Origin of the sequence: Pantoea sp. JV6, from assembly GCF_025910055.1 — a bacterium.
Classification (GTDB): domain Bacteria; phylum Pseudomonadota; class Gammaproteobacteria; order Enterobacterales; family Enterobacteriaceae; genus Pantoea; species Pantoea agglomerans.
In genome coordinates, this window is record NZ_JAPCIM010000002.1 from 81,979 (window position 1) to 105,686 (window position 23,708).

The 23,708-nt window shown below is 55.0% G+C and carries 22 protein-coding genes and 1 tRNA gene; 21 read left to right on the top strand and 2 right to left on the bottom strand.

Features of this window, described 5'->3' with window-relative positions:
• Positions 1-4: 4 nt before the first annotated feature.
• From OK412_RS01130 to OK412_RS01185, 12 genes are all read left to right on the top strand, one after another.
• Positions 5-1,909 carry a muramidase family protein gene (locus OK412_RS01130; RefSeq protein WP_264352589.1) on the top strand — a complete coding sequence of 635 codons (1,905 nt, stop codon included), beginning with the start codon at positions 5-7 and terminating at the stop codon, positions 1,907-1,909.
• Positions 1,906-2,586 (top strand): hypothetical protein, encoded by a 681-nt coding sequence (locus OK412_RS01135; protein ID WP_033772338.1) that lies wholly within the window; start codon positions 1,906-1,908, stop codon positions 2,584-2,586. Before OK412_RS01130 ends, OK412_RS01135 begins: the two co-directional genes overlap by 4 nt.
• A gap of 29 nt (positions 2,587-2,615) precedes the next feature.
• Positions 2,616-2,882, top strand: a complete 267-nt coding sequence (locus tag OK412_RS01140; RefSeq protein ID WP_072008757.1) for a PAAR domain-containing protein — start codon at positions 2,616-2,618, stop codon at positions 2,880-2,882.
• Positions 2,883-2,885: 3 nt separating this feature from the next.
• The gene (locus OK412_RS01145) at positions 2,886-4,046 is read left to right on the top strand and encodes a hypothetical protein (RefSeq protein WP_060680671.1); all 1,161 of its coding nucleotides are present in this window, start codon (positions 2,886-2,888) and stop codon (positions 4,044-4,046) included.
• A complete protein-coding gene (locus OK412_RS01150) occupies positions 4,033-7,452 on the top strand; it encodes an ImcF-related family protein (protein ID WP_264352590.1) in 3,420 nt (1,139 codons plus the stop codon). The genes OK412_RS01145 and OK412_RS01150 overlap by 14 nt, the downstream gene beginning before the upstream one ends.
• Positions 7,452-9,047, top strand: a complete 1,596-nt coding sequence (gene tssA / locus OK412_RS01155) for a type VI secretion system protein TssA (protein ID WP_264352591.1) — start codon at positions 7,452-7,454, stop codon at positions 9,045-9,047. The genes OK412_RS01150 and tssA overlap by 1 nt, the downstream gene beginning before the upstream one ends.
• A 20-nt stretch (positions 9,048-9,067) precedes the next feature.
• Positions 9,068-10,831, top strand: coding sequence for a type VI secretion system baseplate subunit TssF (gene tssF / locus OK412_RS01160; protein WP_158149145.1), 1,764 nt, complete (start codon positions 9,068-9,070; stop codon positions 10,829-10,831).
• On the top strand, positions 10,786-11,889 hold the full coding sequence (tssG, locus tag OK412_RS01165) for a type VI secretion system baseplate subunit TssG (protein WP_264352592.1): 1,104 nt from the start codon (positions 10,786-10,788) through the stop codon (positions 11,887-11,889). Before tssF ends, tssG begins: the two co-directional genes overlap by 46 nt.
• On the top strand, positions 11,870-12,406 hold the full coding sequence (gene tssJ / locus OK412_RS01170; RefSeq protein ID WP_264352593.1) for a type VI secretion system lipoprotein TssJ: 537 nt from the start codon (positions 11,870-11,872) through the stop codon (positions 12,404-12,406). The genes tssG and tssJ overlap by 20 nt, the downstream gene beginning before the upstream one ends.
• On the top strand, positions 12,399-12,851 hold the full coding sequence (gene tssE, locus OK412_RS01175; protein ID WP_062758737.1) for a type VI secretion system baseplate subunit TssE: 453 nt from the start codon (positions 12,399-12,401) through the stop codon (positions 12,849-12,851). The genes tssJ and tssE overlap by 8 nt, the downstream gene beginning before the upstream one ends.
• A gap of 14 nt (positions 12,852-12,865) precedes the next feature.
• Entirely contained in the window at positions 12,866-13,336 is a 471-nt protein-coding gene (locus OK412_RS01180) for a hypothetical protein (RefSeq protein ID WP_264352594.1), read from the top strand.
• Between the two features lie 91 nt (positions 13,337-13,427).
• Complete coding sequence (locus OK412_RS01185; RefSeq protein WP_264352595.1) at positions 13,428-14,813, top strand: VasL domain-containing protein; 1,386 nt, start codon at positions 13,428-13,430, stop codon at positions 14,811-14,813.
• Between the two features lie 229 nt (positions 14,814-15,042).
• On the opposite strand, the gene OK412_RS01190 is transcribed toward OK412_RS01185, so the two are convergent.
• Positions 15,043-15,117: transfer RNA gene (locus OK412_RS01190), tRNA-Arg, on the bottom strand.
• Between the two features lie 304 nt (positions 15,118-15,421).
• The gene (locus OK412_RS01195) at positions 15,422-16,357 is read right to left on the bottom strand and encodes a formate/nitrite transporter family protein (RefSeq protein WP_010671426.1); all 936 of its coding nucleotides are present in this window, start codon (positions 16,355-16,357) and stop codon (positions 15,422-15,424) included.
• Between the two features lie 242 nt (positions 16,358-16,599).
• On the opposite strand from OK412_RS01195, the gene ccmA reads away from it, so the two are divergent.
• From ccmA to ccmI, 9 genes are all read left to right on the top strand, one after another.
• Positions 16,600-17,217, top strand: a complete 618-nt coding sequence (gene ccmA, locus OK412_RS01200; protein ID WP_010257907.1) for a cytochrome c biogenesis heme-transporting ATPase CcmA — start codon at positions 16,600-16,602, stop codon at positions 17,215-17,217.
• Positions 17,217-17,876, top strand: a complete 660-nt coding sequence (gene ccmB, locus OK412_RS01205) for a heme exporter protein CcmB (RefSeq protein WP_010257910.1) — start codon at positions 17,217-17,219, stop codon at positions 17,874-17,876. Before ccmA ends, ccmB begins: the two co-directional genes overlap by 1 nt.
• A 68-nt stretch (positions 17,877-17,944) precedes the next feature.
• Positions 17,945-18,685: a heme ABC transporter permease gene (locus tag OK412_RS01210; protein ID WP_010257913.1), complete on the top strand. Its 741-nt coding sequence runs from the start codon at positions 17,945-17,947 to the stop codon at positions 18,683-18,685.
• Positions 18,682-18,915: a heme exporter protein CcmD gene (gene ccmD / locus OK412_RS01215; protein WP_060680658.1), complete on the top strand. Its 234-nt coding sequence runs from the start codon at positions 18,682-18,684 to the stop codon at positions 18,913-18,915. The genes OK412_RS01210 and ccmD overlap by 4 nt, the downstream gene beginning before the upstream one ends.
• Positions 18,912-19,397, top strand: a complete 486-nt coding sequence (gene ccmE / locus OK412_RS01220) for a cytochrome c maturation protein CcmE (protein WP_010671430.1) — start codon at positions 18,912-18,914, stop codon at positions 19,395-19,397. Before ccmD ends, ccmE begins: the two co-directional genes overlap by 4 nt.
• Entirely contained in the window at positions 19,394-21,352 is a 1,959-nt protein-coding gene (locus OK412_RS01225; protein WP_264352596.1) for a heme lyase CcmF/NrfE family subunit, read from the top strand. The genes ccmE and OK412_RS01225 overlap by 4 nt, the downstream gene beginning before the upstream one ends.
• Complete coding sequence (locus tag OK412_RS01230; RefSeq protein ID WP_010257920.1) at positions 21,349-21,906, top strand: DsbE family thiol:disulfide interchange protein; 558 nt, start codon at positions 21,349-21,351, stop codon at positions 21,904-21,906. The genes OK412_RS01225 and OK412_RS01230 overlap by 4 nt, the downstream gene beginning before the upstream one ends.
• Positions 21,903-22,355 (top strand): cytochrome c-type biogenesis protein, encoded by a 453-nt coding sequence (locus OK412_RS01235; RefSeq protein WP_022625093.1) that lies wholly within the window; start codon positions 21,903-21,905, stop codon positions 22,353-22,355. The genes OK412_RS01230 and OK412_RS01235 overlap by 4 nt, the downstream gene beginning before the upstream one ends.
• The gene (gene ccmI, locus OK412_RS01240; protein WP_249654694.1) at positions 22,355-23,563 is read left to right on the top strand and encodes a c-type cytochrome biogenesis protein CcmI; all 1,209 of its coding nucleotides are present in this window, start codon (positions 22,355-22,357) and stop codon (positions 23,561-23,563) included. Before OK412_RS01235 ends, ccmI begins: the two co-directional genes overlap by 1 nt.
• Positions 23,564-23,708 lie beyond the last annotated feature (145 nt).

The window sequence follows — 23,708 nt, forward strand, 5'->3', positions numbered from 1 at the left end:
TGGTATGTCTGATTTATATGAGTATTTAAATGCCAAAAAGGGAAAGGCATATTTTGATGACCAGATTAAACCATTTTCTTTAATCTCAATCTATCCGGATATAGATACATCCCGAAAGCTAAGAGGTAACAGTCGTACAATAGGAGATGCTAATAAAGATGTCCAGGATACTATTATAGATATGATAATTACCATAGCTGTCCGCTATGGATTAAGTTATAAAGAGATATCTTATATATTATTAACTACTAAGGTTGAGTCTGGATTTAATCCCGATGCGGCAGCGGGGACTACCAGTGCAGCTGGTTTAGCACAAGGAACGGTTGGTTTTATCAACGATGCATTGACACAATCTGAAGACATTCTTGGTTTTCAGCTAGATCTTCGTAATGAGGAAGTTTTTGACGCTGAAAAAGGATGCTATGCGGTTATTTATTCCTTTTTACTTAACAAATCGAAGGTGATGGAGAGTTACACATCAGATCAAAGTGAATACTGGGAATGGCTTTATTTGTTGCATCATGATGGTGCCTATAGTTTAGGAAAATATCTCGATGGTACACGTGAGAAAAGTGCAGATGGCGAGAAGTGGGCGCTTTATATAACTAAGCATTTATCAGTTGTGGAAGGGTTACTAAAAAATACTGAAGTTAATACTATATTTAAACTGTCTACCGGAAATAATACAGCATTCAAAAATAAAAATTATATTGCTGCAATTTTTCCATTTCCCATTTCAATATGCCCAAATTTAGTGTCAGACTATGAGAAAGCTCTAGTTTTTATCAAAGGCGTGACTGATGCAAACGGGATGACTAAATCAGTCAATGCTATCGCAGGTTCAGAAATTGTGTTTGCTATTCTTGCTGATAATTACAAAGAATTAGCCAAAGCAACTGTTGAAAAAAATACCAATGAAAAGCATAAGACTCTAACTTATACCGTTAAGAAAGGCGACACTTTATCAGCAATAGCGAAGAAATATCGTGTATCAGTAGAGAAATTGGCAAGAATTAATAAGATCCATAACGTCAACATGTTGCGCATTGGTGCGAAATTAAAAATACCTGATAGTAATCAAAACCATGGATATGTTAGCCGCTATGTTTCTGAGCAGACCAGGAAAGAGATTCTCAAAAGCATCGGAGTTGAAAATGCTAATGCTAAAGCAGCCATTGAGTATTCAAGAAGCCATATCGTTTTACCTAAAGGAAGCAAGTCAGCAGACTCGGAAAAGAAAAATAATGTAATTCATATTAAAACGACGACGACGGATAAGTCCGTTGCTCGCAGGAGTAAAAATGAACCAGAGAAGCATCAGACTACTTCAGAGGGAAAGGCAAAAGAAATTTCTGTTGTTAACGACTTTGAACCTCTAGTCAAGTTTCGAACTGATATATCTGAAAAATTACAGAGCTTGGTTTCTGCTCATTCAATTGATGTTATTAAAGGAATAATGAAATCTGCAGGTGTCCATAAAATTACTATCACTAGCACCCTACGCACTCCCGAAGAGCAAGTGGAAGCAATGTACAACAATATGTGCAACAAGGGTGTACAATCCCAGCTTGATTATTATGCTGCTGCGGGTCGGGAGGTTGTACAAGTAGGTATCGCTGTGGGTGGCATAGATAAAAGTAAGGAGAATCAGGTTAAAAAAGCCATGATTGATAAAGTCAATTCTTTACAAAAAGATGGACGTCTTGTTTCAAAACATTGTGTTTCGCTTGAATCGTATGCTCAGAGAAATGTATTTGATATAAGTAAAAGATTATTACCTGTCACTTTGCAGCGGGCTTTTGATAAGGCTATTACAAAATATGTAAAAGATAATCCAGGAAAAGTGAAATATATCAGTCCATTTGAAAATCGTGGTGAGCCAGCATTCCATGTGGAGATTGTACAATGAATAAAATATTGTTTTTTATTGCTGTCGTTCCTTTTTTTGCATTTTGCAATACTATTAAGGTAAAAGATGGTCTGTATTATGGATATTGGGTTTATAAAGATCATGGTGCCGTGAAAGAGTATGGTGTTTTAGCTAACGAACCTAGAAAATTGATGGGTGAATATATATTAACGCCTGTTCATAAGTTTACTGATGATAATGAAATATATATTAAAGTTAAGGGGGGTATCCCAATCGTATATTTTTATCAAAAAAGTGTTGGGTCTGATCTGAATACGGTTGGATGGGCTGGCGCTAGATTTACTGAGGGGGATATGATTATTTCTACAAGCACTATTCGAATGGTCACAGAGGATGCCACAGACCATATATTTGTTGGTGAGGAATTCTTAGGGAAACGGATAAGGCTTAAAAAGGATGAAGTGGTTCCGTTGTCATTAATTGATGACAATAGTTTTAATGTGGACTGTAATCAATACTTGGATATTAATGCTTATAGGGAGAATGGTATTCCTGATTATGAAGAGCCAGATCCAAAAGGACGGGAAGGGATAGGTTTATCTTATCCTGCAACGGTTTTTGCAGTCGGTGAACTCGGTGTTTGTTCTGCATTTCTCGATGATGATATTGTTCCTCAAATTAAAAACGGATGGATTCATTTCCGTCGACTCAATTAAAACATATAAACTAATTTGTTAGGTGTGATATGTCCAAAGGATTTGTATTGCTAGGAGATAAAACTACTCACGGCGGTGAGGTTATATCTGCATCTTCGACCATAATCGTGAACGGAAAGAATGTAGCCCTCGTTGGCGATGAAATTAATTGCCCTGTTGAAGGGCATGGTATTAATGCCATTATAGAAGGGTCACCAGAATGGATCTCTGATGGGAAGCCTGTTGTTGTGGATGGCTGCGAATGTGAATGTGGTTGCCATGTTATCTCCAGTGCGCCGGATTGTTCAGTAGGATAAGTTATGAGCTGGGAGCGTCAGAAAGCTACAATTTCTGCAGAACCTGATGAGCCGTCACTGGTCATCTGGCTGATTGCAGGCCTTATTGCTGTTATTGCTGGAGTGTTGCTCTTTGTACTCCACGCCAATCAGTTTCTGGATGAATTGCAAAAATTTAACCTCTGGATTGTTGCCGGAAGCCCTCTTTTTATCTGGTTCGTGACGATTTGTATTCGCGGCTGGATGTATAACCACGCAATGGATCGTCACCAGTTTGAATCTGATGAAGCAGATTATGCACAGCAGCAATGGATTTCCTGGGCCGGGCGTTATCTGGCGGTTCTGCATAGCCGGGTTATCCTGCCTCATGAATTGACGCCATCCACATTTCTGCAGGCCCCCAAAGATCTTGAGCAGGGTAGCTCTCTTTCTCGGGGAATAACGTTACCTGTGGGCGAAGATGCTTTTTCAGCATTGATTGGGGGCCTGGACATATCAGAATTACAGCGCTTAACTGACCTCCCTTTCCACGCAACCTTACTGACGGATTCACACGATCCTGATAAGACATTGCAGAGAGAATTTTCAGCATGCTGGCTCCAGTTAGTTGGACAGGCGTTTCCCGTACCGTTACTGACAATTCTTAAAGACCGAACCTTCGATTGGGTGGGCGAACGTCTTAAATCCCCGATTCTGGATGTTGAGCTTCTGTTAGTTCACCAGACTCAGGGAGGGAATGAGTACAGTGATTCGCTCTCGGCTTTAATGCTGACCTCTGATGATGTAGCAACGAAGTATCAGCTTAACCATCACGCTCGCCTTCTTCGGCCTATGTCGCTTGAATCAACCCAAATGCTGAGTGAAGAGCTTGATACCTTTTTCTCGACCCAATCACAGGCTATCGCTGCGCGTGCAATAGTGGGTGACAGCATGGAGTGGGGTGATGATTTTTCCACTCTGCTGGCCAGTGCAAAACAATATGAAGGCCGCTGGAAACCCCAGCAGTGCCATTGGCTGGAGAAATATGCCGGGCTCAGCGGTCCTTTCTCACCGTGGATTATGGCCGCCGTCGTCAGTGATATAGCTATGCTCACAAAAGAAGATTGCCTGATGCTTTCGGGTGACAAAGAGCAGCGATTTGTAAATACCGTAACTACAGGGAATCTGATGAATGGCGAAGGATAACTCAGTGTGGCGTGGTAACTGGGGACGCATCAGTATTACTGCGCTGATTGCTGTCGCGATCGGATTGGCTATCTGGAAAAAGGGGGATGCGTTCGGACTGACCAGTATTGGCCTTAAGCTGCTGGTATTTATGGCGGTGATAATCCTTCTGCTGCTTGTCCGCCATGGCAAAATCATTTGTCTTGCGATTAAACAACAGTGGTCGCGTTTTCAGGCAAAGCGTAAAAGTGTCCTGCCTGCCGATGAAGGACGTGTCAAACAGACCGCCCCACGCAATGTCACCGTCGACTCCATCCGCCTGGCCATGCGTAACCTCTACGGTCGGCGCTGGGGCCGTAAAACACGTATCCTGCTGATAACTGGTACTGCTGCAGAAGTGGAGCAGCTCACACCCGGCCTCACCAGCCAGCTCTGGCAGGAAGATCGCGGCACGCTATTGCTGTGGGGCGGTGACCTCAATACGCCAGCAGACAGCGCCTGGCTGACCGCGCTGCGCAAACTGCGCCGCCGTCCGGTGGATGGGCTGGTGTGGGTCACCTCGGCCTTTGACCAGCTCTCAGCACCGGGACTGGAACAGCCGCTGCCGGTACCGTCTGAAAGCACCATGGACTCCCTGTCTCATGCCATTAGCGCGCGTATGGAAACGCTTGGCTGGAAACTCCCGCTGTATGTCTGGTCCCTGCACCCGCGCGCCGATAAGCAGGAAGGGCGCATTACGCAGGCTACCGGCTGCCTGTTACCTGTCGGTTGTCGTACCGAAGGGCTGGCAGAACAACTCTCTGCCCTGACGCCGGATTTGACTTCACAGGGTCTGCAGCAGACCTGCTGTGAGGTGAAACATAACTTCTTACTGACGCTGGCTGACCAGCTCATTCGCGAACCAGAAAGTGTGACTGCACCGCTGTCGGTGATGCTCAATCCGTACCGCCCGCTGCCGCTGGCTGGTGTGGTGTTTAGTCAGCCCTCTGCCGGTGCTGAACGTGCTGTTACGCACCACTGGGGCATGGATAACCGCTGGGATATTCTGCCTGAATCCGTCCGGACGCTTCCTGCCGGACTGCGTCCGCGCAAGCCGGGCATTCCATGGCGCAAAGTGTTTGCGTCGGTTATCGCCCTGGCGATGGTGGGCTGGGCTGCATGGATGAGCATCGCGTATGTCACCAACCGCAGCCAGATTGACGGCGCGAATATCCAGACCGCACTTGCCGCCCGACAGAATCAGCCGCTGGAGCAGCGCCTGCACGCGCTGTCTGAACTCCAGAAAACCCTGGCTCGTCTGCAGTACCGCTCTGAGCATGGCGTGCCGTGGTACGAGAAGGCCGGCCTGAGCCAGAATAATGCCCTGCTGGCAGCACTCTGGCCACGCTATCAGGACAGTGCACTGCCGCTGTTGCGGGATGCGGCCGCAACCCATCTTCAAAAGCAAGTCAGCGCCTTTAACGCGTTGCCGCCGGGTAGCCCACTGCGTGAGCAGATGGCAAAAGCCACCTATGACCAGCTCAAGCTCTACCTGATGCTGGCGCGTCCGGAACATATGGACGCGGCCTGGTTCAGCCCGGCGCTGTTGCACGACTGGCCAAAACGCGATGGCGTGAAAGACGGTGTCTGGCAGGGCGTGGCGCCGTCACTGCTGTCGTTCTATGGTGCGCAGCTGGTTGCGCACCCTGAGTGGAAATTGCGGGCAGATGAGAACATGGTCAGCCAGGCGCGTTCCCTGCTGGTTCGCCTGATGGGCTTACGTAACAGTGAGTCGACCCTGTACCAGAAGATGCTCTCCCAGGTGGCGCATCTGTATGTCGATATGCGCCTTGAAGACATGACCGGCGATACCGATGCATCCCGTCTGTTCAGCACTACGGAAATCGTGCCGGGCATGTTCACCCGTCAGGCCTGGGAGCAGGCCGTGCAGCCCGCCATCGAAAAGGTGGTGAAGGCGCGCCGGGACGAGCTTGACTGGGTGCTGACTGACAGTAAGCGTCAGGTGAATAAACAGAACGAAACCTCGCCGGAAGCACTGAAAAAACGTCTGACCGAGCGCTACTTCGCTGACTTCGGCGGAGCCTGGCTGGCGTTTCTCAACAGCCTGCGCTGGAACCGGGCCACCACGCTGTCGGACTCTATTGACCAGCTGACTCTGATGGCTGATGTGCGTCAGTCACCTCTGGTGGCGTTGATGAACACCCTCAATGTGCAGGGGCGCACGGGTCAAACTGGCGAAGCGATTTCCGACTCGCTGGTGAAGTCAGCGAAGAACCTGCTCGGTGGTGACAACAAAGATGCCATTGACCAGAGTGTCGGGGTTCATGGCCCGCTGGATGCGACCTTTGGCCCGGTGCTGGCGCTGATGGACAAGATCCGCACGGGCGCACAGGAGTTGAGTCTGCAGTCGTTTCTGACCCGCGTGACGCAGGTGCGTCTGCGACTGCAGCAGGTGACCAATGCTGCTGACCCGCAGGCTATGGCCCAGACCATTGCCCAGACCGTATTCCAGGGCAAGGCTGTGGATCTGACCGAAACCCGCGACTACGGCAGCCTGATTGCCGCGAGTCTCGGTCAGGAGTGGAGCGACTTTGGGCGCACGGTGTTTGTGAACCCAATGGAGCAGGCCTGGCAGCAGGTGCTGACCCCGGCGGCCGACAGCCTCAATGCACAGTGGCAGCAGGCGGTGGTGGCTGAGTGGAACAGTGCCTTTGGTGGCCGTTATCCGTTCAACAACTCCAGCAGTGATGTTTCTCTGCCGCTGCTGGCCAAATACCTCAACGCAGATTCCGGGCGTATCGCGCAGTTCCTGCAAATCCGCCTCAAAGGCGTGCTGCACAAAGAGGGCAACCACTGGGTGCCGGACAGCATCAACTCGCAGGGCCTGGCCTTTAATCCGGCGTTCCTCAACGCCATCAACACCCTGAGTCATATCTCGGATGTGGCCTTCACCGAAGGCAATGCCGGCATGAACTTCGAGCTGCGCCCGGGCACCGCCGCTGGCGTGATGCAGACGGATATGATTATCGACAGCCAGAAGCTGACCTATTTGAACCAACTGCCAGCGTGGAAGCGCTTTTCGTGGCCTGCGGATACCGAAGTCCCTGGCGCGAACCTGAGCTGGGTTAGTATCCAGGCTGGCACCCGTCAATATGCCGAAATTCCGGGAGCATGGGGCTGGATACGCCTGCTTGATAAAGCCGCCGTCAGTGCTTACCCGGGTGTCGACAGCAGTTACAGTCTGAGCTGGAAAGCGCAGGATGGCCGTATGCTCAATTACACCCTGCGTACCGAAGCGGGCGAGGGGCCATTGGCGCTGCTGAAGCTGCGTAATTTTCGCCTGCCGGAAACTATCTTCAGCACCACCGGCGTCATACCGTCAGACCCGGCGACAGATACGGCCAGTGACGACGGGGAGGCGTACTGATGAGCACACTCAATGCCTTACTCAGTGCCTGCCAGGCAGAGCAGGAACCATTACTTTTAGAAACCCGTGAGCGTGTGGCGCAGTGGGGCAGCTGGCTGCAGCTGCTGTCCGGTTCATCACCCGTGGGCGAGGATCCGGGCTATAACGATGACTTCCAGCAGATGCGCGAGGAGGTCAACAAGCTCTCCGGCGCGGATACCGAGCTCATCTGCCGGCTGGCAGAGAAGCTGCTGACCACGACCGCCAAAGATATCCGTGTGGCGACGTACTACTGCTGGGCGAAGCTGCACCGCGAAGGTGAGCAGGGGCTGGCGGAAGGGCTCGAACTGCTGGCCGGTTTGCTGGAGCGCTTTGGACCACAGCTGCACCCGCAGCGTGACCGCAGCCGTAAGGCGGCACTGGAATGGCTGGCAGGGTCGCGCATGACCGACTCGCTTTCCCTGTACCCGGAAGTGGTCAGGATCGATGCGATGCGAACCACTGGTGCGCTGCTGCTGATATCACAGCTTATTGAGAATGAGCCCGATGAAACCCGTCCTGAACTCAATGCGCTGTACGGTGCCCTGGAAAGTCGTTTGCACAAAGCGGGGGGCGTGGATGCCGTGGTACCGCAGAACGCCAGTACCAGCGAAACCCCTTCACCTGCCAGTCACAACGATGCACCGGCTATCGGGCGGATCACGTCCGGCCAGGATTTGCTGGCCCAGGCCCGCACCCTCACCGAATATCTGCGTGAGCAGCCGGACGGCTGGCTGTCAGCACACCATCTGATGAAGAGCCTGCGTCACGACACCCTGCGGGCTATCCCGGCCCCGGATGCGCAGGGGCGTACACGCATCGAGCCACCAAGGGCGGATCAGCGCGCGTTACTCAAACGCCTCTACCTGCAGCAGAACTGGGCTGAAATGCTGGATACAGCAGACAGCACGTTTTCCCGCGGTGCCAACCACCTGTGGCTGGATTTACAGTGGTACATCCACCAGGCGCTGACGAAATCCGGCAAGGAAACGCTGGCCGACATTGTCACGGCTGATCTGAAAGGGCTGCTGTCGCGCCTGTCCGGGCTGGAGACGCTGGCGTTCAGTGACGGCACGCCGTTTGCGGACGAAGTGACGCTGAACTGGATCCAGCAGAGCGTGCTGGACACCGTCGGCGGTTGGGGTAATGACACGCCATCAGCCCCGGTCACCGCCGGTAACGATGACATTCTGTCGCTGGAGCCGGAAGCCGTAGCGCTGGCCGACAGTGAAGGCCCGGATGCGGCGCTGGGCTGGTTGCAGACCCGGCCCGGCATCGCCACCGCGCGCCAGCAATGGCTGTTGCGACTGCTAATGGGCCGCATTGCTGAGCAGTACGGTAAGAATGACCTGGCGGTGCACCTGTTTGCAGAACTGGGTGAGCGCGCCAGAGAAGTGACCCTCAATGACTGGGAGCCAGAGCTGCTGTTTGAGGTACAGGCCCGTCATCTGAAACTCCTGCGCCTGAAAGCCGGTCGCAGTGAGGCTGATAAGACCCGCCTTACGCCGGTAATGGACCAGTTACTTGCCGGGCTGATCGCCGTCGATCCCGCCCGTGCCGCCGTGCTTTGCGGTTAAATCCACAGGAACAGAAATAAATGGAAGATTTGACCCTGCGTTATTACGACGCGGAAATGCGCTACCTCCGTGAAGCGGCCAAAGAATTTGCTCAGACCCATCCGGATCGGGCCGCGATGCTGGATCTGGATAAGGCCGGCACACCTGATCCCTATGTCGAACGTCTGTTTGAAGGTTTTGCTTTTTCGATGGGGCGGCTGCGCGAGAAGATTGACGACGACCTGCCGGAACTGACCGAAGGGCTGGTCAGCATGCTCTGGCCACACTACCTGCGCACCATTCCTTCACTCTCAGTAGTGGCGTTCACACCTGCGCTTCAGGCCGTGAAGATGGCGGAAGTGATGCCAGCGGGTCTGGAAGTGTATTCCCGCCCGGTGGGGCCTAAAAATACGGTCTGTCGCTACCGTACTACCCGGGATGTGATGCTCAACCCGCTGAACATCTCAGGGGTGACTATGACCACTGAGCCTGACGGGCGTTCGCTGCTGCGGATGCGCTTTGCCTGCAGCACTCAGGCAGACTGGTCCCATGCTGACCTCAGTCACCTGAGCCTCTATCTTGAGGCTGACGCGCCCGTCAGTAGCCAGCTGCACCTGATGCTGACCAGAAGGCAGGCCGCTCTGTATATGCGCCTGCCCGGGCAGATCGACCGTATCCGGCTTGACGGGTATTTCTCACCGGGCGGGTTTGCCGAAGAGGATGGGCTGTGGCCGAAAGGCGACACCGCATTCAGTGGCTACCAGCTGCTGCTGGAGTATTTCACCTTCCGCAACAAGTTTATGTTTGTCCACCTCAACGGTCTGGACGACATTACGCCGCCTGCCGGGGCTGAGTACTTCGACATCGAAGTGGTCTTCAGCACGCCGTGGCCATCAGACCTGCCGGTCACCGATGATGCGGTTCGCCTCCACTGCGTGCCGGTGATTAACCTGTTTACGCTGGAGGCTGACCCTCTCACCATCACCGGGCTTGAAAGTGAGTACCTGCTGCGTCCTAAGCGGCTCCAGGACGGGCATACTGAGATTTATTCGGTGGATTCGGTTACCGGTTCAAACCGCACCAGTGATGCCGAATACGTGCCGTTCAGCAGCTTCCGCCACAAGGGCGGGATGATGCGCAGTCATGCGCCACCTCGCTATTACCACACCCGCGTTAAGCGGGGTGTCACCGGGCTGTATGACACCTGGCTGATTCTGGGCGGGCACCAGTGGGAAGATGACCGCCTGTTTGAGCGCGAAGCCGTATCGCTGCAAATCACCGGCACCAACGGTCAGTTACCGCGCCGGGCGCTTCAGAGCACGCTGCTCGACCGCAGTGAGCAGGTGGTCAGTACACCGCTTTCAGTACGCAACCTCTGTAAGCCCACGCTGCCGGTTTACCCGCCTGCGGAAGACCGTTTCCACTGGCGGGTATTGAGCCACCTCGGCTCCGGGTTTCTGAATATGATGAGTACTGCCGAAGTGCTGCGCGGGACGCTGGCACTCTATAACTGGCAGGGAGATGAACTGAATACCCGGCGTCTGGAGGCGATTCAGCAGGTGGAGCACCACCGCCTGCAACGTTTTGAGCAGGGCTACCTGCTGCGGGGGCTGGATATCGAAGTGACCCTCGACAGCAACGGCTTCACCGGCGAGGGCGATATTCACCTGTTCGGTGAAATGCTAAACCGGTTCTTTGCTCTGTATGCCGATATGAACCAGTTTAACCAGCTCACCCTCATTGTTCAGCCAGAAGGAAAATGCATCCGGTGGAAAGAGAATCACAGTCCGCGCCTGCCCGGCTGATAGCGCAACTGGGGGACCGGCTGCCATATATCAACTTTTACCGCTTCTGCCAGTTGCTGGAGCAGAACCAGCCGGACAAACCGGTTACGGGCAGTACCTGGCAGGTACGTCATGAACCGGTACGTTTTCGGCCACACCCGGGGATGGGTTTTCCGGCTTCAGAGATTAAAGGTATTGAGCAGTCTGAGCATTCGCATCTGCCGCCGACTGTGCGCATCACCTTTATGGGACTCTACGGCGTGGAGTCCCCGCTGCCGACGCACTATATCGATGACATTACCCAGCGACGGGAAGGGTATGAGGCCACCGCGGATTTCCTCGATATCTTCAACCACCGGCTGATTGCCCAGTACTACCGTATCTGGCGTAAATACTCATACCCGGCGACTTTCGAAGAAGGCGGTAAGGACAACACCTCGCAGTACCTGCTGGGACTTGCCGGGCTCGGGATTAACGGCTGCACGGACAGTATCGCGACTCCGGCTTCACGCTTTCTGGCACTGCTGCCGGTCATGTTGCTGCCGGGGCGTACCGCAGAAGGCATGGCCTCGCTGGTGCGCCTGCTGGCATCCAACACACAGGCGAAAATCTGGCACCACGATAAACGCCGCGCGCCGCTGAAAAAGCCCCTGACCATGAGCGTCAGCCAGCCCGTCACCCTGACAAACCGTCCGGTGATGGGCAGCTATGCCACCGACGTGAACAGCCGGGTGCTGATGCGCCTGACTACCTCTGACCCGGCTGAAGTACAGGGCTGGTTACCGGGCGGGGAGCTTCACACGGATTTAATGGCGCTGCTGCATGTCTATCTTGGCTCCCGCCTCGATGTGCGGTTACAGCTGTGTGTCGACCGAAGTCTGCTGCCTGACGCGACCATCAGCAGTAAACCGCAGGCAGGTGCCGTGCAACTGGGCCGTACCGCCGTGATGCGGCCGCTGAATGCAGCGAACACCGTCATGCACCCCAAAACCATAACCATCAATCTTGGCCGCTATGAGCGGGTACAGGAAAATATTCACCGCAGGGAGACCGATGAAGATGGCGATTACCGCTGGTAAATTTCCTCTGGTTGCACTGGCCGCGGGCATCACACTGATGCTCGCTGGCTGTGGGCTGACCCAGAAAGTGACGGACGGCACCGTTGCCGTGACCAAATCGATTTTTTACAAGCAGGTAAAAACCCTGCATCTGGATATCCGCGCCCGCGAGGCCGTTAACAGCAATGCAGGCGGGGTGGCGCTGTCGACGGTGGTGCGTATTTACCACCTCAAAGACCGGAAAACATTCGACATGACGGACTATCCGTCACTGTTTAAGGCTGACAGTCAGGCCATCAAAGCAGACCTGGTGGCGGAGAAAGACATCCGCCTGCAGCCGGGTGGGGCAGTGACGGTTGATATGCCGATGGAAGAGAGTGCGCAGTATGTGGCGGTGGCCGGGATGTTTATGTCACCGGACCAGGAGAACAACACCTGGCGTGTGGTGCTGAGTCGTGACGATCTCGATCCGGATAAAGCACGCGTCATTGAGGCGGGGAACAATCGGCTGACACTTCAGGCGCTGAAAGATGAGTGAGTTATCCCGTCCTTCATTGTATGAAACACTCTACGGCAACTTCACCGGCGGCCTCGATCTCCATCAGGTCAGTGAACAAAATCAGGTGATTTTGTCCGTGCTCGATAACATGCAACGGATCCTTAACTGCCGTGCTGGCACGCTGGCGCATCTGCCGGACTATGGCCTGCCGGATATGACCAAAATCCTGCAGGGCATGCCGGGGACTGCCCATGAACTGATGGGTGCTCTGTCGGCTGTTCTGCTCAGATATGAGCCACGCCTGAGAAAAATAGCCGTTGTCCTGCTGGAACAGAACATCCCCGGTGAGTTGCGCTACGCCATTGATGCGGAACTTAACGGTGTTGGCCTCGTACGCTATGGCACAGAGTTTATGCCAGAAGGGCGGGTTCTCCTGCGACACCTGAAGCAACAGCAGTATCTCGACACAGCAACCCGGCTGTAAGGCCAGTTAATACCATGTCAGTAAAATCACAGTTCCTCGAAAAACTACAGGCCAGAGAGCCAGCCCCGATCTTATCTACCAGCAAGACTCAGGCCGATATTGCAGAGTTTCGCCTGCGAATGGTGCAGCTTCAGGAGCAGATGGATGCGTGGCTGGTGGGTACCGGATTGAATGTGGAAACATTTACCGTTGCTGTTACGGATCTGCTGATGGAGGACAGGACTTTTGAGATTGCCGCTATCACCCTGCGTTACGACGATCGCTCTGTAAAATTTACACCGGTATTTTTGTACGGTCAGGGCGTGACAGGATGCGTGGAAGTGACTCTTCATGCAGAAGGCAGTGTGACGTCTGTGGGGCGCCTTTTCATGCGGGCAGGTCATTTCAGTGACTGGTCCTTTACTCCGCCGGGAGCATTATCCCGTCCCGGACAGAGTTTTGATGAAAGCACCTTTTTTAGTCTGATTCTGGCGCTTCTGCCATAACTGCTGGTATTGCAGTACCCGTTCCTCTGAATATGCCCGCATAAGCGTTAATCCTCCATATTTCCGTACGCGTCAAAATGGACAACTGGTCATGAATCACATCCCCCCACATAAAATCAAAACCGGTGGTGACCCGCGCACGCTACCGGATTATGCCGCCCTGCGTGATGAACTGAGTAAGCTGACACATCCGGCTCGCCCGGATGTGAACTGGCGTTATGCCGAAAAACGCTGTCTCTCACTGTTTGAGCAGAATGGTGTGGAGCTACAGACGCTGTCCTGGTACACGCTGGCCCGAACGCAACTGGCTGGTTTATTGGGGCTCAATGAAGGTCTGGCGATACTCGAGGCACTGATAAGCCATCAGTGGGGCGCACTCTGGCCGCAGCCTGTCCATGCTCGCATGAAAATCCTCAGCAGTCTGAGTCAGCGTTTACAGCAACTGATACGTTCGCTCCCGCTAAATCACAGCGACCTCAGCCAGCTGTATCGGGCGGAGCAACAGCTTACCGCTCTGGGTGAGGTGCTGCAGGGCCTGGAGCTTAAGCATCTGAGCCAGCTCGATACGTTACGTACCCTGATGCACAACAGTGCTGCCAGGCTGGAAAACAGCGATAGCATAACCAGCACCGGGCCGGACATTCAGCCAGGTATCAGGTTGCCTGCCACCGCGATGAATAGTGCCGCAGCATCCACGAGGGACCTTGCTGGTAGTCCGCCTGAAGATACGTCAGCAAGCGTAGTTAAATGGGTTTATGCGGCGCTCCCGGAACACCATGCGAATGCAGAAGCACTGGCGGCAATGCCCGATCAGGTAAAAAAATGGAAATTCTTCGCTGCCGGGATGTGTACCATGCTGGTGGTAAGCACAGTCACACTATGGAGCTGGCAGTTTCTTAATCGGCAAGTTCCGTTGCAGACTCAGTTTGCAGTCTCACTGGCTCCATTGCCTGCATCTCTCACGCCTGAACAACTGGATATGTGGCGTCAGCAAGCTCCGTTACCACAGGTTTTAATAACACAAACACAGCAGCAGCTTGCCCGGCTGGATAAATTGCCTCCTGACTGGAATATTGACTACAGTCGACAGTTGCTGGAACAGGCCCGGGTACTTTGGCCGGAGCAGGCTAAGCCACTAATCCTGCAGTGGCAGCAACAGCTTAATGCTGCCGCATTGCCAACAGAACAGCTGAATGGCTGGTCTCAGGGAGTGGCGACACTACAAAAACTGAGTGACAGGCTGAACGAACTGGATGGGCAGAAAGGAAAATACCTGACGGTCAGTGAGCTGAAGTCAGTCGTTTTTTCCGCTATGCAATCCTTTAATCAATCCATACCGGCTGAAGAGCAGCTAAGAGTATTGTCACAAAATCCAGCAGGCGAACCTTTGCCTGCGGCTGCCAGAGCTCAGCTGGAGATGCATCTGAAGCAACTGATTGCCCGTTATGCAGAAATAAAACAGGATTCATTAAAATAAAAAAGATATTTAAAGCACAGGTATCCAGCTAATAACCCAGACCTGGCAGGTCATAATCACAACTCATTCACTGGTGTTGATGGATTTGCCTAAAGAACATAGCCAGGGCCGGCAAATGATTATTGATTCTGAGAAGAAAAAGGGCAAAGGGGGATAGCCGTCAGTAATGGCTTGATATTGATTATTAAGAGTTTTAATTGATAGGGCGGGTTTAAGTACAGGGCAGGTCTGGTGTCCCCTGCAGGAATCGAACCTGCAACTAGCCCTTAGGAGGGGCTCGTTATATCCATTTAACTAAGAGGACAGCGGCGCGCAGTATAGCGCAAACAGGCAGTGAGATTCACTACATCGCCGTCCGTTTGCTCATTCCGCCAGCAATCCCGGTTTTCTGCGCGCGCTAACGTTACGTGCAGAAAGCGGAAACAGCTGTACTGAAGTCCGGGATGTCATCCAGACTGAAGCGGCACCCCGACTCTAAAATCTTCACTCCCCTTTTGCAGCAGACACTTCCAGTAAACGTTTTTCAGACGCCCGCTTGGCAAATCGCCTTCAGCAAACAGACCAGAAAGGCAGACAGAGCGGTTCAATCTGCTCTGCCTGCCCTGGATTTACTCAGCCTTTTCCTGCTCTTCGCGCTGGCGACGTTTCTCCTGCTTCTTCTTCTCAGCCTTCGCTTTAGCCACGGCCGCTTCACTCATGTCGTTGCGGATCTGCGCGTGGCTGATCAGGGCAAAAATCAGCGTGCCGCCGGTAATGTTGCCGAGCAGCGTCGGCAGGGCAAACGGCCAGAAGAATTCATACCAGCTGATGCTGCCATTAAAGACCAGATAGAGCACTTCCACCGATCCCACCACGATATGCGCCAGATCACCCAGCGCAACCAGCCAGGTCATCATCACAATCACCAGCAGTTTGGCGCCGCCCGCCGAGGGGAACATCCAGACCATGGTGGCGATAATCCAGCCGGAGATCACTGCATTGGCAAACATCTCGCCGGGCGTATTTTCCATCACCTTCATACTGATGTTGGTAAACGCCTGACGGGTAGCCTCGTCAAATATCGGCATCTCATTAAACGCCAGCGCACCCAGCGCCGTCCCGATCAGGTTACCCAGCAAGACGATGCCCCATAAACGTAATAGCAGGGCGCCATTACTCCAGGTCGGTTTGTGCATCACCGGCAGGACTGCCGTGACGGTATTTTCGGTAAACAGCTGCTGACGCGCCATGATGACGATAACAAAACCAAAGGTATAACCCAGGTTTTCAAGCAGGAATGCCCCTGGTACGCCATCCAGATGTACCTGAAATATCCCCTTCGCCATCAGCGAGGCGCCCATGGATAAGCCCGCCGCAATGGCTGACCAGAGCAGCGCCATACCATCGCGCTCCAGCTCCTTTTCCCCATCCTGGCGGATCTCTTCATGGATGGCAGCGGCGCGGGAGGGTAAAGCCTCCTCATCGACTTCGATGTCAGTGCCCTTATCCTTCTCTTCACTCTCGACGTCGTTAGGACCCTGTTCATTACCTGATGAAGGCTTCATATTTTCTCCTGGTGATAGTGCTGTCGCGTAATAAGCGTAGCCGTTTTTTATTTGCCGATAATGTAACGATCGATGCGAATAAGCGTAACAACGTTTTTCGGAACTGCATTTTTATTCAGACTGCGGGCGATACCGCACGAATAAACCCATGGCATCGAAACTGAGCGGTGGCTCACACTTCGGCCCACAGCAACATTGTGGTAATATCCCGGCCACTTTTAGTTGGTGCGATTCCCCCCTCGATGTTGGAAATCATTACGCTCACTTGTGCATACGACGAACGTGCGCTGTTCCGGCAGCTCTCATTTCGCGTCTCTGCAGGCGACATTGTGCAGATTGAAGGCCCTAATGGTGCCGGTAAGACCTCACTCTTGCGGCTGCTGGCTGGTCTGAGCCGTCCTGAACAGGGTGAAATACGCTGGCAGCAGCAGCCAATCCTGCGGCAGCGCGAAGCCTGGCATCAGGCGATGCTCTATCTGGGCCATCATCCCGGTGTCAAAGGCGTGCTTACACCGCTGGAAAATCTGCGTTTCTACCATCCTGATTGCAGTGATGCGCAGATCTTTGCTGCGCTGGAAAGCGTCGATCTCACGGGCGACGAAGAGGTGCCGGTTAGCCGGTTATCGGCGGGTCAGCAGCGTCGGGTAGCGCTGGCGCGGCTATGGCTCAGCCAGGCCCGCATATGGATTCTCGACGAGCCGCTGACCGCCATCGACAAAGCGGGTGTTAAAAAATTAATGGCGAAATTCGCCCGGCATGCCGATAACGGTGGCGCAGTGATCCTGACAACCCATCAGGATTTGCCCGCGGATGCTGCGCGGGTGCGCAAAATTCGCCTCGGCGACGGGGAGGAAGGCTGATGCTGTTTCGCCTCATCCAGCGTGAATTACGCATCGCCTTTCGCAGCGGGGCTGATGTGATCAATCCGCTCTGGTTTTTCCTGATTGTTATTACCCTGTTTCCGCTGGGCATCGGACCTGACCCGCAACAGCTGGCGCGCATTGCACCGGGCGTAGCCTGGGTTGCCGCGCTGCTGGCGTCGCTGCTGGCGCTGGAGCGGCTGTTTCGCGATGACTTCAGCGATGGTTCGCTGGAGCAACTGGTACTGCTGCCGACGCCGCTCCCGGTAACGGTTATCGGCAAAGTAGTGGCGCACTGGCTGGTCACAGGCGTGCCGCTGATTATCCTGTCGCCGCTGGCCGCGCTGCTGCTGTCGCTGGATTTTAATGGCTGGCGGGCGATGGCCCTGACGCTGCTGCTCGGCACGCCAACCCTGAGTTTTCTCGGTGCCATTGGTGTAGGTCTCACGGTGGGTTTACGGCGCGGTGGCGTACTGCTTAGCCTGCTGGTGCTGCCGCTGGCTATTCCGGTCTTGATCTTCGCCAGTGCGGCGATGGAGGCGGCCAGTCAGGGGTTGCCGATTAATGGCTATCTGGCGATTCTCGGCGCGATGCTGCTGGGCAGCGCCACGCTCTCCCCGTTTGCCACGGCGGCAGCGCTAAGAATTACTTTGCAATAACAGCCGTTGAAATAACCGCGCGTAAAAGACGCGGCAACACTCTTTTATCGTTAATGTGAGCATTTGATATGTGGAAAGCGTTACATCAGCTGGCCAGGCCCGAACGGCTCTATCAGTTTTCGGGGCGACTGGTGCCGTGGTTCGCCATCTCAGGGCTGGCGGCGTTGCTGCTGGGCTGGGCCTGGGGCTTTGGATTTGCTCCCGCTGACTATCAGCAGGGCGACAGTTTCCGCATCATGTACATTCATGTGCCCGCCGCGATGTGGTCGATGGGCATTTATGCCTCGATGGCCATCGCCGCCTTTATCGGCCTGGTGTGGCAGATGAAAATGGCCGATCTGGTTTCCGCCGCCATGGCACCGGTGGGCGCGGTCTTTACCTTTATTGCGCTGGTCACCGGATCCGCATGGGGCAAGCCGATGTGGGGGACCTGGTGGATCTGGGATGCGCGCCTCACTTCGGAGTTGGTGCTGCTGTTCCTCTATATGGGCGTGATTGCGCTCTGGCACGCTTTTGATGACCGCCGCACCGCAGGGCGGGCCGCGGGTGTTCTCATTCTGGTCGGCGTAGTTAATCTGCCGATCATTCACTTCTCAGTGCAGTGGTGGAATACCCTGCATCAGGGTTCGTCGGGCATTCTCCAGCAGGCGATTGCGCCAGTGATGCGAACGCCGCTGCGCTGGGCAATCATCGGTTATCTGCTGGTGTTTATCACGCTGACCCTGATGCGGCTGCGCAACCTGATTCTGTTAACCGAACGTCACCGTCCCTGGGCGATTGATGTGGCGAAGCGGGGAGAGCAGGCATGACACCCGCCTTTTCCTCCTGGCACGCCTTCTTTGAGATGGGGGGCTACGCCTTCTATGTCTGGCTGGCGGTTGCCTGCACGCTGATTCCGCTTGTCGGGCTGACGCTGCATACCCTGTTGCTGCGCCGCCGCCTGCTGGCTGAGATCCGCCAGCACGACGCGCGGGAACGCCGCATCCGGGCAGCGAAATCTAAAAAAGCCGCGGCTGAAGCGGCAGGAGAGATATTGTGAATACCCGTCGACGCAACCGCCTCTATGCGGCAGTGGCGATTCTGCTCGGCCTCGGCCTGGCCACCGCGCTGGTGATGTATGCGCTGCGCTCAAACATCGATCTGTTCTATACCCCAGGTGAAATCCTCTACGGCAAAGGCGAGGCGCACGAGAAGCCCGAAGCGGGCCAGCGGCTGCGCGTCGGCGGCATGGTGATGCCCGGCAGCGTCCGGCGCGATCCGAATACGCTTGCCGTGTCATTCAAACTTTATGATGCCCGCGGCGTGGTCAGCGTCAGTTTTGAAGGCATCCTGCCGGATCTGTTTCGTGAAGGGCAGGGCGTCGTCGCACAGGGCGTGCTGGCGGCGGGCAACCAGGTGATCGCCAAAGAAGTGCTGGCGAAACATGATGAGAAATATACGCCGCCGGAGATTGAAGACGCGATGAAGAGTAATCACACCGGCCCGCAGTCGCTGTATCAGGCGGGAAATAAATCATCATGATGCCCGAGATTGGTACTTTTCTGCTCTGCCTGGCACTGGGACTCTCCCTGCTGCTGAGCAGCTATCCGCTGTGGGGCGCAGTGCGCCAGGATGCCCGCCTGATGGCGATGGCGCGTCCGCTGGCCTGCGGTCTGTTTATCTGCATCGCGGCGGCTTTCGCGCTGCTGGTCTGGGCCTTTATCAGCAACGATTTTACCGTTGCCTATGTCGTCACAAACTCCAACAGCCTGCTGCCGGTTTACTATCGCATTGCTGCCACCTGGGGCGCGCATGAAGGATCGCTGCTGCTGTGGGTGTTGCTGCTCAGCACCTGGACATTAGCGGTGGCGATATTCAGTCGCGGTATGCCGCAGGATGCGCTGGCACGCGTGCTGGCGGTCATGGGCATGATCAATCTCGGCTTCCTGCTGTTTATCCTGCTGACCTCGAATCCATTTGGCCGCACGCTGCCGGACTTTCCGATAGACGGGCACGACCTGAATCCGATGCTGCAGGATATCGGCCTGATCTTCCATCCGCCGCTGCTCTATATGGGCTATGTCGGCTTTTCGGTGGCGTTTGCCTTTGCTATCGCCTCGCTGATGGCCGGACGGCTGGATACGGCCTGGGCGCGCTGGTCGCGTCCCTGGACCACGGCGGCCTGGGTCTTTCTGACGATTGGTATTGTCCTTGGCTCGGCCTGGGCCTATTACGAGCTGGGCTGGGGCGGCTGGTGGTTCTGGGACCCGGTTGAAAATGCGTCGTTTATGCCGTGGCTGGCAGGTACCGCCCTGATGCACTCGCTGGCGGTCACGGAAAAGCGAGGCACCTTTAAGGCCTGGACCGTGCTGCTGGCGATTACCGCGTTTTCGCTGAGCCTGCTGGGGACGTTCCTGGTGCGATCCGGGGTGCTGGTGTCGGTGCATTCCTTCGCCTCGGATCCGGCACGCGGGATGTTTATCCTCGCGTTTCTGGTGATTGTTATCGGCAGTTCGCTCCTGCTCTACGCTATTAAAGGCGGGCAGGTACGTGGCCGGGTGCAGAATGAAACCTGGTCGCGCGAATCGTTTTTGCTGGGTAATAACGTGCTGCTGATTGCCGCGATGCTGGTGGTTCTGCTCGGCACGTTGTTGCCGCTGGTGCACAAGCAACTGGGCCTGGGCAGCATTTCGGTCGGTGAGCCGTTCTTCAACAACATGTTCAGCTGGCTGATGGCGCCGTTTGCGCTACTGATGGGGATCGGGCCGCTGGTGCGCTGGCGTCGCGATGAGCCGCAGAAGCTGGCAAAGCGGCTGGCGCTGGCGCTGATCGTGACCCTGGCCTGTTCCATCATCATTCCCTGGTGGCTGCAGGATCGCATTGAGGCGATGACCGTGGTTGGCCTGCTGATGTCACTCTGGATTATCGTGCTGACGCTGCTGGAACTGCATGAGCGCGCCACTCACCGTCATCCGTTCTTTGCCGGTTTACGTCACCTGTCGCGCAGTCACTGGGGCATGGTACTGGGCCATCTTGGGGTAGGGGTGACCGTGATCGGTATTGCATTCAGCACCCAGTACAGCGTGGAACGCGATGTGCGGATGAAGGCGGGTGATAGCATCGATATTCATCACTATCACTTTGTCTTCCGCGGCGTGCAGAATCTGCAGGGGCCTAACTACAGCGGTGGCATGGGCATCATCGATGTCACGCGCAACGGCAAACATGAAGCGACGCTGCAGGCAGAGAAACGCTTTTATACGGCCGCCCGCACCATGATGACCGAAGCGGCGATTGATGGGGGTTTCAGCCGCGATCTCTATGCGGCGCTGGGCGAAGAGCTGGAGGATGGCGGCTGGGCCGTGCGCATCTATTACAAACCCTTTGTCCGCTGGATCTGGTTCGGTGGCGCGCTGATGGCGCTGGGTGGGCTGTTCTGCCTGTTTGATCCCCGTTATCGTTCGCGCAAAAAAGCGGGAATTGAGGAGCGGACATGAACAAAAAAATCCTGTTTATTCCCCTGATGCTGTTTCTGTTGCTGGCGGCGGCGCTGCTGTGGCAGCTGACACGTAATGCCGATGGCGACGATCCGACCCGTCTCGAATCCGCTCTGATCGGTAAGCCGGTGCCGCTGTTCCGGCTGGAAGCACTCGATCAGCCAGGCAAAACCTACGACCAGCGCGTGCTGACGGATGGTAAACCGATATTGCTGAACGTCTGGGCGACCTGGTGTCCGACCTGTCGCGCCGAGCATCAGTATCTGAATACGCTGGCGGAGCAGGGCATTCGCGTCGTCGGGCTGAACTACAAAGACGATCGTCACAAGGCGGTTAACTGGCTGAATACGCTGGGCAACCCCTACGCGCTGAGCCTCTATGATGGCAACGGCATGCTGGGACTGGATCTCGGCGTCTATGGCGCGCCGGAAACCTTCCTGATCGACGGTAAAGGGATCATCCGTTATCGCCACGCGGGCGATCTCAATGCGCGCGTCTGGGATCAGGAAGTGAAACCTTTGTGGGTGAAATACAGCGCGGAGGCGGGATCATGAGAACGCTGTTACTGCTCTGCGGCCTGCTGTTCAGCATCAACCTGTGGGCAAGCATCGACACGCTGCAATTTGACTCGGTGGCCCAGGAAGAACAATACCGCGACCTGACCGCTTCACTGCGCTGTCCGAAGTGCCAGAACAACAGCATCGCCGACTCAAACGCCATGATTGCCGCCGATATGCGGCTGAAAGTCTATCAGCTGATGAAGCAGGGTCAGAGTCGCCAGCAAATTATCGACTATATGGTGGCGCGTTATGGCAACTTTGTCAGCTATTCGCCACCGGTCACGCCCTCAACCCTGGTTTTGTGGGCTGGTCCGGCGCTGTTTGCGCTACTGGGCGGTGCGGTGATTATCCTGCGCAGCCGTCAGCGCAAAACCCGCAGTGAGCTGGATGAAGATGAGCAACAGCGTCTTAATGCGCTACTGAAGTCAGACAGGAAGCCGTAATGAGTGCATTTTGGATTACCCTTTTTCTGTTACTGCTGGCGGCCTGTACGCTGTTCCTGGCGGCGGGCTGGCGGCAACGTCAGGCCAGCACAGGCGATCGCGATCGCCTTAATCAGCGCTTCTACCATCAGCGGATAGATGAGCTGGCACAGGATGAAGATCAGGGCGTCGTCGCTGAGCGTCCACTGATGGAGCGGGAGTTACAGCAGACACTGCTGGCGGATATTCCACCGGCACAAACGATGAAATCACACAGCAGCGGTCGCTGGATTTTGCTGCCAGGCCTGATCGTACTGATTGGGGTATCGCTGGGGACTTACCTGAAAACCGGTGGCCTGGCACAGCTCACGGGCTGGAAGCAGGTGCAGCAGGCGTATCCTGAGCTGCGTGCCCGGCTGATGGACCCTGGCGCTAAACCGCTGAGCATGGAGGAGCTGGCGCGTTTACAGCTCGGATTGCGTACCGCGTTGCAAACGGAACCGGATAATCTGGCTGACTGGACGATGCTGGGACGGCTCGGCATGGTGCTGAATAATGCCGATACGGCCAGCCAGGCATTTGAGCATGCGCTACAGCTTGCTCCCAACGATCTGGCGCTAAAACAGGATTATGCCGAAGTCCTGACGCGATCCCCCGACCCGCAGGATAACCGTCAGGCGTCACTGCTGCTGCAGGCATTGCTAAAAGCGGATCCGCAAAACCTGCGTACGCTGAGCCTGCTGGCATTTAATGCTTACGGACAGCAGCAATATGATCAGGCTATCGACGCATGGCAGACCCTGCTGGGTCTGTTGCCGGCCGGTGATTCGCGACAGGCGATGATCGCCCGCAGCATCGAAAAGGCCAGAAGTGCCGCCGGGCAACAGAGTCGTCAACTGGCACTGACCGTGACGCTGGCACCTAAGGCAGAAAAAATGTTACCGCAGGACGGAGTGTTGTATATTTCGGTTTCTGACGGTGCTTCACCGGTGCCGGTGGCTGTTAAGCGGATGCCGCTCAGTCACTTCCCGCTGTCGCTGACGCTGGATGACAGCAACGCCATGATGCCGGATCGCCTGCTTTCGGCGCAGCATCAGGTCGAGGTCCGGGTGCGTATCTCCCGTGACCCAGCCAATCCCCGGCCGGGTGACTGGCTGGGCCTGAGCGCAGTGACGCCCTGGGATGGGCATCAGCCGATCGCGGTAGAGATTAATCAGCAGCTTCCCTGAACGCATCAACTGACCGCGTTCAGGATGATGCGTGCCATTGCCTGCTGCCTCTGGCACAAAGTCAGCTATGCTCATCGGGTAAGTCGATACGATACCGGGCTGTGACCTGAACGATGGGTAGACCTTTTTCATCCGCACAGGGAGA